This window comes from Escherichia sp. WS2035 (genome assembly GCF_046487065.1).
Taxonomy (GTDB): Bacteria; Pseudomonadota; Gammaproteobacteria; order Enterobacterales; family Enterobacteriaceae; genus Escherichia; species Escherichia coli.
Map to the genome: position 1 here is coordinate 260,660 of NZ_JBJQKD010000004.1, position 12,550 is coordinate 273,209.

The following is a 12,550-nucleotide window of genomic DNA, read 5'->3' on the forward strand; positions in this document are numbered from 1 at the left end:
GGCCATGCGCTCCGGTTTACTCAATCAACTTCAACAGTGGCGACAAGCATAACAAAATGCCGTACAGCAGAATCATCCAGGCTTTAAACCCGCGAAGTTTTTCCAGTTGTGAGACTTTATAGATCAGGAAAAACGGAATGAGGCACGACACAATGCCATATAACGGGCTTCCCAACTGAAAGAACACCAGTACCGATACACGAAACGAAACCCAAATCGTCAACGTAATGACGATAAAAGTGCAGATCGCCAGAGTCAGCACGCGTGAGTTAATTTTCCTGGTATCAATAATTCGGCTTAACAGATTGAGAATAATGCCTTTAATGGCCTCGTGGAAACCGAGATAAATGCCAAAGAATGCAGTCAGTACGGCAAAGATATTCAGCACCGTAGAGGTGATATGAATGATATGCCCAGGGATCACCTGCGCGGCCAGTGCCAGTGCCGAGATATTTTGTTCAAAGGCAGAAACGGCTTCTTCGTGGCTAATTGAGAAGGTAAACGAAAAGGCAAAAAACAGGATCACCGCGATGAGCGTGACATAACTAATTCGGTGGGTACGCAGCGCGAGCCGGGTTGCCAGTACTTTATCCGCTTCCCGTTTACGATAGGCAATATTCATTGGGTTAAGTACCTGAATAAATACCGCGGAAAAGAAGCAAAATGGAATAGTAAGCAGGACATCGCGGAAAAAGTCGGAGGCTTGCGGGAAGGCGGTTATATTGGCGAAATTCCAGTGCGGGATCATCGCAAAACCGAACACGACAATAATCCCTACTTTGACCACCACCATTGGTCCGGAAATCTTAAACAGTAATCGTTCACCACCAGACGCAATCGCCACCAGTACGGCGAAAATGGCGACTTTATAAAATAGAGATTGAGAAAGATCGGCATCGGTTAAACCGAAGGTTTTCAGGTACGAGGCGCTGTCGAAAACCACGGAGAGAGAGTAGATAAAAATCCCGTGGATAATCATCAAAAAGTAGATAACCCCGAGGAAAATTCCCCAGTTCTTCCCCAGGTAATGACTGATAATATCGGTGTAGTCATTACAGGAATCGCTTTCAGAAAGGGTTTTTAAATAAATGTCCTGTACTACCCAGGTGGCAGGATAAGCAATGATCGCTGCGGTAATAAATACCCAAATTCCCTTCAAGCCAATTTGTACTGGCATCAGCACGGTTCCGGCACCAATCGCCATGCCTATGCATAATAAAACCCAGCCGAAGTCGTAGCGTGTAAACGGCAATTTCTGATCGTGTTTCGGTAGTGTGTTGTGCTGCATAAAGTCCTGTCCAGAAAGAAGTCGGCCTCGCAAAAATGAATAAACCCAGTTTCTCTTGCGCAACAGGTGGAGAAGTCGAATACGCAGTATGTAAAAAATGAGGCAACAGATTCACTGGGGAGGTCGCGAGGAGGCGCAATTCTACAAAATTGCGCATTTCACTACTAGTCTGGAGTCAGCCCGGATATGAGCTGCAACTATTGCAAATAAAGAAATTAAGCTGGAAGGCATCACGCAATGAGGAAGATTGCCGGGTGCTGACGGCAAAAAGCAATCGTAAAATCAGCGGCAAGCCGGAAGGGTTCCGGTGAGGCGCAATGTTGCGGGGGCTTTATCCCTGGTGGCATTGGTTGCTGGAGAGAGAAAACCCCCGCACGTTGCAGGTATGCACCTGACAACATCACGGGGGCCATTCTTGCATCTAGACCATTCAAGAATAGCCGCGAAACGTTGTCATTACAACACAGGCGGCTATATGACGCTCGCAGAGCTGGGCATGGCCTTCTGGCATGATTTAGCGGCTCCGGTCATTGCTGGCATTCTTGCCAGTATGATCGTGAACTGGCTGAACAAGCGGAAGTAACGTGTCATGCGGGCGTCAGGCTGCCGTAATGGCAATTTGCGCCCGGACCAGGCCGCAGAGGTGAAACTCTGCGGCCTTTTTCGTAAGAAAAATGCAACGGTTGCAAGCGGATAATATTCTGCGGAATGCGCAGCACAGAGTGAAGAAGTGATAGATTCCGGAACAGAAAAACAGTCGTAGAATCAGCGTCAAGCCGGAAGGGTTCCGGTGAGGCGCAATGTTGCGGGGGCTTAATCCCTGGTGGCATTGGTTGCTGGAGAGAGAAAACCCCCGCACGTTGCAGGTATGCACCTGACAACATCACGGGGGCTAATCTTGAACCTGAACAACTCAAGAATAGCCGCGAAACGTTGTCATTACAACACAGGCGGCTATATGACGCTCGCAGAGCTGGGCATGGCCTTCTGGCATGATTTAGCGGCTCCGGTCATTGCTGGCATTCTTGCCAGTATGATCGTGAGCTGGCTGAACAAGCGGAAGTAACGTGTCATGCGGGCGTCAGGCTGCCGTAATGGCAATTTGCGCCCGGACCAGGCCGCAGAGGTGAAACTCTGCGGCCTTTTTCGTAAGAAAAATGCAACGGTTGCAAGCGGATAATATTCTGCGGAATGCGCAGCACAGAGTGAAGAAGTGACGGATTCCGGAGCAGAAAAACAGTCGTAGAATCAGCGGCAAGCCGGAAAGGTTCCGGTGAGGCGCAATGTTGCGGGGGCTTTATCCCTGGTGGCATTGGTTGCTGGAGAGAGAAAACCCCCGTACGTTGCAGGTATGCACCTGACAACATCACGGGGGCTAATCTTGAACCTTAACAACTCAAGAATAGCCGCGAAACGTTGTCATTACAACACAGGCGGCTATATGACGCTCGCAGAGCTGGGCATGGCCTTCTGGCATGATTTAGCGGCTCCGGTCATTGCTGGCATTCTTGCCAGTATGATCGTGAACTGGCTGAACAAGCGGAAGTAACGTGTCATGCGGGCGTCAGGCTGCCGTAATGGCAATTTGCGCCCGGACCAGGCCGCAGGGGGAAACTCTGCGGCCTTTTTCGTTCTTACTGCGGGTAAGGCACCCAGTCGCCGCCGTTCAGGCGAACGTACGGTTTATCCTGGTATTGAATAACTACTGCATTTGAGTTCTCGGAGACCGGTGCTGTTTGTGGTAACCCACTGGTGAGTTTTTTCCAGTCAACATTGTCTTCGGTGAAAATCTTGCCATCAAGAACGCGAACCACCAGATCGGAGATAGCCAGGAAGCTGCTCGGTTGGTCGATGACAATCGGAGCCCCCTGATGTGGTGCCTTCATGCCGAAGAATTTCACCCCAACGGGGACGTCTGTGATAGACGGGCTAGGGATATCACGTAGACCAGATACCTGCATTCTGTCGCCCTTCAGCGCGCCGCCGTGTTCCGGCACCACGACCACCATCACTTTACGACCCGATTTCTCCAGTTCAGTAAAGAAGGCGTCCAGTTCATCAAAGAATTTTTGCGCCCGCGCTTTGTAATCCGCTGTTTTGCTGACGCCCGGATAATGGTTGCCGTCATGCAGTGGAAGCGTGTTGTAGAACGTGGCACTACGGCTGTTTTTATCTTTTTCGGTAACGTCCAGCCAACGGTTAAGCACGGCGGTATCGTCATAAACCGGCGAACCATCAAAGCCCAGCAAAATAACCGGCAGATTTGTTTGATCCATCAATTCGCTCTGCATGCCGCCATTTTCGCGAACTTCCTTCAAAAAACCACCGAACTGGCCGTTATGTCCCATCATCAGGTGCTGGGTAAAGCCCAGTTTCGACAGGTTATCAAACAGATAGCAGTCGTTATTTGCCGGTTGATACAGATTAGTGTGCGAAGTCTGCCCGCAGCTGGCGCGCAGTAAACGGATCGCCGCCGGGCCACTGTAGGAGGTGGCGGAGTTAAAGTTCTTGAACTCAATATCGAAATGCGACCACAGTGGATGCGACATCAATCCGGCGGCTTCAATATCCGACCAGGAAAGCGAACAGATATTAATCACCAGTAGTTCAAATGGCTGAGCATCAGCGGGCAGCGAAGACGGGAAGATCGATTTACGTTTCGCCTCCGCGTTATAGAAATTATTCAGCCAGGCGTTAAGGTTTGCTGTTGTTGGCGGTGCAGTTTGTGCGGGCATATCACCCACTATCGGTGCGCCACCCGTCGCCGCAACGGTTGCCGCTGCGTTACCACCCGTCGTTGTTACAGTGGTCGTTGGTTGACCGGCTGGCCACAAGGAGAAACTTGGTCCCGCCAGGGTAAGTACGTTCAGCCATAGCAGAATGGCAACCACAAAAACGGTAATGCGAATCCATTGTGACAGGAATAACCAGGCCACGAATAAAACAAAAATGGCCCCAATCATCTGCCAGTTAATAAAGCGTGTGACAAGATCGATTAAATAATCGGTACTGAACCCCGCCACCTGCGAACCCTGGCTCATTATGCTTTCCGGACCAGGCAACCAGGTGTCATGCCAGAACAAAGCAAAGCCGATCGGCAGGGCAATCCAGTGGCGCAAGCGATGCAGGCTATAGTGCGGAATGGGCATCAGTAGAAACGCGGCAAACACCAAATTGAGGAGCGGATGGAAGTTAAGATATCCCGCCCACAACAGGCCGAACTTAACCAGAAAATAGAAGTTCCAGCCGGAAAGGCCGCGCCAGTATTGCCAGAGGGAAGAAGGCATGGCGGTATTTTGCGTAAATTGAGTCATTTTTTGGTTGCCCTGGCTTTTTCCGTGCGGCGTAACGTCCCGGCCGGTTTAACATAACGAGGTTTAGCAAAGAACAAACGTAAGGTGTCGCGAATGCGTCGCAAAGAGTGCCGCGCCAGATAGCCCAGCGGGAAAAATATCAGTGCGCAAACGACAATAATTTCAATGATATCGCTGATGGTCATCATGATGAGCGCTCCACAGCATCATCTAACAGTCGCATTGGTTCTGGTATTCGTCGCCAGTGGCGACCATCATGCTCGGCATTGATGACCGGTTTAGAACTTTGCGCTAAAGGCAGCGGCATGCCCCATTGTTCTGGGGCAAGCAGGCGCATCTGCACCAGCTCGGCACTGATTTGATCATCTTCAAACCAGACCATTCGGTTTGAGAAAATGTCGCCAGTAGGCAATGGGAAAATATGATTCAACGCGGTATCCAGATCGTTAATCCGACAGAATGAGAGAAACAGCACCAGCCGATTACCGCCAATGGTCATGATATCGCCGGTACGGTTAGGGCGACATAGCGTCAGGGCTTGCTCAACGCGGATACCCGGTACCGGACGTAGGGCAACCAGAACGCCTTTACCGTGGGCAGGTAATAGAGGGTTATTCATCATGTTGTTGACGGCATTACAGAACACATCCCACTTCTGGAAACCACGCAGTTTGAGCGGCTGGGTCATTGACAGCAAGGTAGTGATATCTTCCGGCACATAGCGACTAAACTTCTGCCCTTGCACGCTTTCGATCATCGTCAGACAGCGGGAGAGTGGCGCATTCCACGGGATAACCATATTTGCACCGCAGGCCAATAATAAACGTTCATCGGTGGCGCGCAGGCTGGCGGTATTTTCCCGTACGAGGATTTTCATCGCACTACCGCGCTGGCGACGCAGAGTATGAATGCTGCGGGCCAGTGGCTCGATTTGCGCATTTTGCTGTAAAGAAAAGACCACCGTCGCCGCCTGAGCGGTACGGGCTTCATTGAACAGGACTTCGTTATTGTTGAACAGTTGCCAGTGTTCCGATAGCGGCGGCGCACCTTCCAGTACAGCAACATTACTCAGAATGCGTTTTTCGTCGCTGCGTGGTTGGATTTCCGCCTCTTGGTGTTGAACTAATGTCCAGCAACCATTTTGTTGCTGAACGCTAAGTTGCTGACGGGCGCTGACCCCTTTTTCGTTGCACCAGAAAGCAATATCCAGCAAATGTTGGTCGCCCTGAAAACGCAAACTGGCAAGACCAAAAAGTGACCGATATTCCTCAAGTAACAATGAAAATTGTTTATCGTTATTATTTCCGGAATTAATTACCAAAAGCGAACAATGGTTTAGCCGGCTCCATTTATTCATTTTATCCAACCATGAGCGAAGCCGCTCGGCAGGAATGTTTTGCCATGCATTATTTGCGCAAACAAGAATAAAAAGGTAATTATGGGGATCAATAGAACACTGCAAATCACGGGCCAAATAGTATAGACCTTTTTCATGATTTAGCATCGAAAATAATGTTATTTTTTCCGGCCCTTGAGAATCATCTAATTGAAAGATTTTCGCTGGATCGCTGTCCATGCTAATGACCGCGACGTGTGCGGTTTCAGCCTGGGATGCAATTGTTTGATTCGCCAGACTGATAGCATCTTCATGGCGATCGACGTTAAACCACCAGACGCCGCCTGCTGGCATATGTCGCAGCTCATCCCATAATGATGAGATACCGATAGAGAATACAGGGTCCACAATGTCCCTCATGTCAACATTTTGTCTGATTATCAGTTTACTAGCGAAAGCTAAGAAATAAACCTACCATTGAAATTAAAACTTATCAGATTTAGCATGTGAATCAATTTAGCAGGTCACAAGACATGTGATTTTAGTCTTTTCGTTTTTAACTTTTTCTGTTGCATAACGGAAAGTCAAAAAGTGAGCACATTCCCGTCTCGCCGTAAACAATAAACCGACGAAATGCTCACAGTTAGAATTGTCTCATGAACGGTACGGTTATTTCATAGGGATCAAGAAAAATGAATAACAATGAACCAGATACTCTGCCTGATCCCGCGATAGGCTATATCTTCCAGAATGATATTTTGGCGTTAAAGCAGACATTTTCACTGCCTGATATTGATTATGCCGATATTTCCCAACGCGAACAGTTGGCCGCGGCATTAAAACGCTGGCCGTTGCTGGCAGAGTTTGCGCAACAAAAGTAGGGGATTGGTGAATGGCCGTACTGGGATTGCAGGGGGTTCGGGGAGGCGTGGGGACAACAACCATCACCGCCGCATTAGCCTGGTCATTACAAATGTTGGGAGAAAATGTCCTGGTGGTCGATGCCAGCCCGGACAACTTGTTGCGCCTGTCATTTAACGTTGATTTTACCCACCGTCAGGGTTGGGCCAGAGCTATGCTGGATGGCCAGGACTGGCGTGACGCCGGGTTGCGCTATACCTCGCAGCTCGATTTGCTGCCTTTTGGTCAGTTATCGATTGAAGAACAAGAAAATCCACAGCACTGGCAAACCCGGCTGAGCGATATTTGCTCCGGCTTACAGCAACTAAAAGCCAGCGGGCGTTACCAGTGGATTTTAATTGACTTACCGCGTGATGCCTCGCAGATAACCCACCAGCTGCTGAGTTTGTGCGATCACTCGCTGGCAATCGTCAATGTGGATGCCAACTGCCATATCCGACTGCATCAGCAAGCGCTGCCGGATGGTGCACATATTTTGATTAATGACTTCCGTATTGGCAGCCAGGTTCAGGACGATATTTACCAGCTTTGGTTGCAAAGCCAGCGCCGATTGCTGCCGATGCTCATTCATCGTGATGAAGCGATGGCTGAATGTCTGGCAGCTAAGCAACCAGTCGGTGAATATCGCAGTGATGCGCTGGCGGCTGAAGAGATACTGACGCTGGCGAACTGGTGCCTGTTGAATTATTCCGGGCTAAAAACGCCAGTCGGGAGTGCATCATGAGTATCCTGACCCGGTGGTTGCTTATCCCGCCGGTCAACGCACGGCTTATTGGGCGTTATCGCGATTATCGTCGTCACGGCGCGTCGGCTTTCAGCGCGACGCTCGGCTGTTTCTGGATGATCCTGGCCTGGATTTTTATTCCGCTGGAGCACCCGCGCTGGCAGCGTATTCGCGCAGAACATAAAAACCTGTATCCGCATATCAACGCCTCGCGTCCGCGTCCGCTGGACCCGGTCCGTTATCTTATTCAAACATGCTGGTTACTGATCGGTGCATCGCGCAAAGAAACGCCGAAACCGCGCAGGCGGGCATTTTCAGGTCTACAAAATATTCGTGGACGTTACCATCAATGGATGAATGAGCTGCCTGAGCGCGTTAGCCATAAAACACAGCATCTTGATGAGAAAAAAGAGCTCGGTCATTTGAGTGCCGGGACGCGGCGGTTGATCCTCGGTATCATCGTCACCTTCTCGCTGATTCTGGCGTTAATCTGCGTTACTCAGCCGTTTAACCCGCTAGCGCAGTTTATCTTCCTGATGCTGCTGTGGGGGGTAGCGCTGATCGTACGGCGGATGCCGGGGCGCTTCTCGGCGCTGATGCTGATTGTGCTGTCGCTGACCGTTTCTTGCCGTTATATCTGGTGGCGTTACACCTCGACGTTAAACTGGGACGATCCGGTCAGCCTGGTGTGCGGGCTTATTCTGCTCTTCGCTGAAACGTACGCGTGGATTGTGCTGGTGCTCGGCTATTTCCAGGTCGTATGGCCGCTGAATCGTCAGCCGGTGCCATTGCCGAAAGATATGTCGCTGTGGCCGTCGGTGGATATCTTTGTCCCGACTTACAACGAAGATCTCAACGTGGTGAAAAATACCATTTACGCTTCGCTGGGTATCGACTGGCCGAAAGACAAGCTGAACATCTGGATCCTCGATGACGGCGGCAGGGAAGAGTTTCGCCAGTTTGCGCAAAACGTGGGGGTGAAATATATCGCCCGTACCACTCATGAACATGCGAAAGCGGGCAACATCAACAATGCGCTGAAATATGCCAAAGGCGAGTTCGTGTCGATATTCGACTGCGACCACGTACCAACGCGATCGTTCCTGCAAATGACCATGGGCTGGTTCCTGAAAGAGAAACAGCTGGCGATGATGCAGACGCCGCACCACTTCTTCTCGCCGGATCCGTTTGAACGCAACCTGGGGCGTTTTCGTAAAACGCCGAACGAAGGCACGCTGTTTTATGGTCTGGTGCAGGACGGCAATGATATGTGGGATGCCACTTTCTTCTGCGGTTCATGTGCGGTGATTCGCCGTAAGCCGCTGGATGAGATTGGCGGTATTGCTGTCGAAACGGTAACCGAAGATGCGCACACTTCTCTGCGTCTGCACCGTCGTGGCTACACCTCAGCGTATATGCGTATTCCGCAGGCAGCGGGGCTGGCGACCGAAAGTCTCTCGGCGCATATCGGTCAGCGTATTCGCTGGGCGCGCGGGATGGTGCAAATCTTCCGTCTCGATAACCCGCTCACCGGTAAAGGGCTGAAGTTTGCTCAGCGGCTGTGCTATGTCAACGCCATGTTCCACTTCTTGTCGGGCATTCCACGACTGATCTTCCTGACTGCGCCGCTGGCGTTCCTGCTGTTTCATGCCTACATCATCTACGCGCCAGCGTTGATGATCGCCCTGTTCGTGCTACCGCATATGATCCATGCCAGCCTGACTAACTCGAAGATCCAGGGCAAATATCGCCACTCTTTCTGGAGTGAAATCTACGAAACGGTGCTGGCGTGGTATATCGCACCACCGACGCTGGTGGCGCTGATTAACCCGCACAAAGGCAAATTTAACGTCACCGCCAAAGGTGGACTGGTGGAAGAAGAGTACGTCGACTGGGTGATCTCGCGGCCCTACATCTTCCTTGTTCTGCTCAACCTGGTGGGCGTAGCGGTTGGGATCTGGCGCTACATCTATGGTCCGCCAACCGAGATGCTCACCGTGGTCGTCAGTATGGTGTGGGTATTCTACAACCTGATTATTCTCGGCGGCGCAGTCGCAGTATCGGTAGAAAGCAAACAGGTACGCCGATCGCACCGCGTGGAGATGACGATGCCCGCAGCAATTGCCCGCGAAGATGGTCACCTCTTCTCGTGTACCGTTCAGGATTTCTCCGACGGTGGTTTGGGGATCAAGATCAACGGTCAGGCGCAGATTCTGGAAGGGCAGAAAGTGAATCTGTTGCTTAAACGCGGTCAGCAGGAATACGTCTTCCCGGCTCAGGTGGCGCGCGTGATGGGTAATGAAGTTGGGCTGAAATTAATGCCGCTCACTACCCAGCAACATATCGATTTTGTGCAGTGTACGTTTGCCCGTGCGGATACATGGGCGCTCTGGCAGGACAGCTACCCGGAAGATAAGCCGCTGGAAAGTCTGCTGGATATTCTGAAGCTCGGCTTCCGTGGCTACCGCCATCTGGCGGAATTTGCGCCTTCTTCGGTGAAGGGCATATTCCGTGTGCTGACTTCTCTGGTTTCCTGGGTTGTATCGTTTATTCCGCGCCGCCCGGAGCGGAGCGAAACGGCACAACCATCGGATCAGGCTTTGGCTCAACAATGATGATAACGCGATGAAAAGAAAAATATTCTGGATTTGTGCAGTGGCTCTGGGGATGAGTGCGTTCCCCTCTTTCATGACGCAGGCGACGCCAGCAACGCAACCACTGATCAATGCTGAGCCAGCTGTAGCCGCCCAGGCGGAGCAAAATCCGCAGGTGGGGCAAGTGATGCCGGGCGTGCAGGGCGCAGATGCGCCAGTCGTGGCGCAGAACGGTCCTTCCCGTGATGTGAAGCTGACCTTTGCGCAAATTGCGCCGCCGCCGGGCAGCATGGTGCTACGTGGCATTAACCCGAACGGCAGCATTGAGTTTGGTATGCGCAGCGATGAAGTGGTGACGAAGGCGATGCTCAACCTCGAATACACGCCATCGCCATCATTACTGCCTGTCCAGTCGCAGTTAAAGGTTTATCTCAATGATGAACTGATGGGCGTGCTGCCAGTGACCAAAGAACAGTTGGGTAAAAAAACGCTGGCACAAATGCCCATTAACCCGCTGTTTATTACTGATTTCAACCGTGTGCGGCTGGAGTTTGTCGGCCATTATCAGGACGTGTGCGAAAACCCGGCCAGCACCACGCTTTGGCTGGATGTTGGGCGGAGCAGTGGACTGGATCTGACCTATCAGACCCTGAATGTGAAGAATGACCTGTCACACTTCCCGGTGCCATTCTTTGACCCGCGTGATAACCGCACCAACACCTTGCCGATGGTCTTTGCGGGTGCGCCGGATGTTGAGCTGCAACAAGCATCTGCCATTGTCGCCTCGTGGTTTGGTTCGCGTTCTGGCTGGCGTGGGCAGAACTTCCCGGTGCTCTATAACCAACTGCCGGATCGCAATGCCATTGTCTTTGCCACCAATGACAAACGCCCGGACTTCCTGCGCGATCATCCGGCGGTAAAAGCCCCGGTGATTGAGATGATTAACCATCCGCAGAATCCTTACGTCAAACTGCTGGTGGTGTTTGGTCGTGACGACAAAGACCTGTTGCAGGCAGCGAAAGGTATCGCTCAGGGTAACATTCTGTTCCGTGGTGAAAGTGTGGTAGTGAATGAAGTGAAACCGCTGCTACCGCGTAAACCGTACGATGCGCCGAACTGGGTGCGTACCGATCGTCCTGTCACCTTTGGTGAACTGAAAACCTATGAAGAACAATTACAATCCAGCGGTCTTGAGCCAGCAGCGATTAACGTTTCGCTAAACCTGCCGCCGGATCTCTACCTGATGCGCAGTACCGGCATTGATATGGATATTAATTACCGCTACACCATGCCGCCGGTGAAAGACAGTTCGCGGATGGATATCAGCCTGAATAACCAGTTCCTGCAATCCTTCAACCTGAGCAGCAAACAGGAGGCGAACCGCCTGCTGCTGCGTATTCCGGTATTACAAGGTTTGCTGGATGGCAAAACGGATGTCTCTATTCCGGCGCTGAAACTGGGCGCGACCAACCAGTTGCGGTTCGACTTTGAGTATATGAACCCGATGCCGGGCGGTTCGGTGGATAACTGTATTACCTTCCAGCCGGTGCAGAATCATGTGGTGATTGGTGACGACTCCACCATCGACTTCTCGAAGTATTACCACTTCATCCCGATGCCGGATCTACGCGCCTTTGCTAACGCGGGCTTCCCGTTCAGCCGGATGGCGGATTTGTCGCAAACCATCACCGTGATGCCGAAAACGCCAAACGAAGCACAGATGGAAACCTTGCTGAATACCGTTGGCTTTATCGGTGCGCAGACGGGCTTCCCGGCGATTAACCTGACGGTGACCGATGATGGCAGCACCATTCAGGGCAAAGATGCCGACATCATGATCGTCGGTGGTATCCCGGACAAACTGAAAGACGATAAGCAGATCGACCTGTTGGTGCAGGCGACCGAAAGCTGGGTGAAAACGCCGATGCGCCAGACCCCGTTCCCCGGTATTGTGCCGGACGAGAGCGATCGCGCGGCAGAAACCCAGTCAACGCTGACCTCTTCCGGTGCGATGGCGGCGGTGATTGGCTTCCAGTCGCCGTATAACGACCAGCGCAGCGTGATTGCGCTGCTGGCAGATAGCCCACGCGGTTATGAAATGCTTAACGATGCGGTGAACGATAGCGGCAAACGCGCCACCATGTTCGGTTCGGTCGCGGTGATCCGCGAGTCCGGTATCAACAGCCTACGTGTTGGCGATGTTTATTACGTAGGTCATCTGCCGTGGTTCGAGCGCTTGTGGTATGCGCTGGCAAACCATCCGATTCTGCTGGCGGTGCTGGCGGCTATCAGTGTGATATTGCTGGCGTGGGTACTGTGGCGTCTGCTGCGTATTATTAGTCGTCGTCGTCTTAACCCGGATAACGAGTAATT

At 51.8% G+C, this 12,550-nt stretch carries 11 protein-coding genes; 7 read left to right on the top strand and 4 right to left on the bottom strand.

What is annotated here, in order from left to right:
- Positions 1–16: 16 nt before the first annotated feature.
- Complete coding sequence (locus ACJHX4_RS10230; RefSeq protein ID WP_001296513.1) at positions 17–1,288, bottom strand: aromatic amino acid transport family protein; 1,272 nt, start codon at positions 1,286–1,288, stop codon at positions 17–19.
- A gap of 475 nt (positions 1,289–1,763) precedes the next feature.
- Here ACJHX4_RS10230 and ACJHX4_RS10235 point away from each other — a divergent pair, with 475 nt between their 5' ends.
- The 3 genes from ACJHX4_RS10235 (at position 1,764) to ACJHX4_RS10245 (ending at position 2,837) form a co-directional block, all read left to right on the top strand.
- Positions 1,764–1,871 (top strand): type I toxin-antitoxin system toxin Ldr family protein, encoded by a 108-nt coding sequence (locus ACJHX4_RS10235; protein ID WP_001295224.1) that lies wholly within the window; start codon positions 1,764–1,766, stop codon positions 1,869–1,871.
- Positions 1,872–2,246: 375 nt separating this feature from the next.
- A complete protein-coding gene (locus tag ACJHX4_RS10240; protein ID WP_000170745.1) occupies positions 2,247–2,354 on the top strand; it encodes a type I toxin-antitoxin system toxin Ldr family protein in 108 nt (35 codons plus the stop codon).
- Between the two features lie 375 nt (positions 2,355–2,729).
- Positions 2,730–2,837, top strand: coding sequence for a type I toxin-antitoxin system toxin Ldr family protein (locus tag ACJHX4_RS10245; RefSeq protein ID WP_001295224.1), 108 nt, complete (start codon positions 2,730–2,732; stop codon positions 2,835–2,837).
- Positions 2,838–2,922: 85 nt separating this feature from the next.
- On the opposite strand, the gene bcsG is transcribed toward ACJHX4_RS10245, so the two are convergent.
- Genes bcsG through bcsE form a run of 3 tightly spaced genes read right to left on the bottom strand, consistent with a single transcriptional unit; the run spans position 2,923 to position 6,358 of the window.
- Positions 2,923–4,602, bottom strand: coding sequence for a cellulose biosynthesis protein BcsG (gene bcsG / locus ACJHX4_RS10250; RefSeq protein WP_000191553.1), 1,680 nt, complete (start codon positions 4,600–4,602; stop codon positions 2,923–2,925).
- Complete coding sequence (bcsF, locus tag ACJHX4_RS10255; protein ID WP_000988308.1) at positions 4,599–4,790, bottom strand: cellulose biosynthesis protein BcsF; 192 nt, start codon at positions 4,788–4,790, stop codon at positions 4,599–4,601. Before bcsF ends, bcsG begins: the two co-directional genes overlap by 4 nt.
- Positions 4,787–6,358: a cellulose biosynthesis c-di-GMP-binding protein BcsE gene (gene bcsE, locus ACJHX4_RS10260; RefSeq protein WP_001204941.1), complete on the bottom strand. Its 1,572-nt coding sequence runs from the start codon at positions 6,356–6,358 to the stop codon at positions 4,787–4,789. The genes bcsF and bcsE overlap by 4 nt, the downstream gene beginning before the upstream one ends.
- 272 nt (positions 6,359–6,630) lie before the next feature.
- Between bcsE and bcsR the strand changes: the two genes are divergently transcribed.
- From bcsR to bcsB, 4 genes are read left to right on the top strand one after another with little or no spacing between them, the layout of a single operon-like run.
- The gene (bcsR, locus tag ACJHX4_RS10265) at positions 6,631–6,819 is read left to right on the top strand and encodes a cellulose biosynthesis protein BcsR (RefSeq protein ID WP_001532035.1); all 189 of its coding nucleotides are present in this window, start codon (positions 6,631–6,633) and stop codon (positions 6,817–6,819) included.
- A gap of 11 nt (positions 6,820–6,830) precedes the next feature.
- Positions 6,831–7,583 carry a cellulose biosynthesis protein BcsQ gene (gene bcsQ, locus ACJHX4_RS10270; protein WP_000279551.1) on the top strand — a complete coding sequence of 251 codons (753 nt, stop codon included), beginning with the start codon at positions 6,831–6,833 and terminating at the stop codon, positions 7,581–7,583.
- Positions 7,580–10,198, top strand: a complete 2,619-nt coding sequence (bcsA, locus tag ACJHX4_RS10275; protein ID WP_000025903.1) for a UDP-forming cellulose synthase catalytic subunit — start codon at positions 7,580–7,582, stop codon at positions 10,196–10,198. Before bcsQ ends, bcsA begins: the two co-directional genes overlap by 4 nt.
- A gap of 10 nt (positions 10,199–10,208) precedes the next feature.
- A complete protein-coding gene (gene bcsB / locus ACJHX4_RS10280) occupies positions 10,209–12,548 on the top strand; it encodes a cellulose biosynthesis cyclic di-GMP-binding regulatory protein BcsB (protein WP_001296510.1) in 2,340 nt (779 codons plus the stop codon).
- Positions 12,549–12,550: the final 2 nt, after the last annotated feature.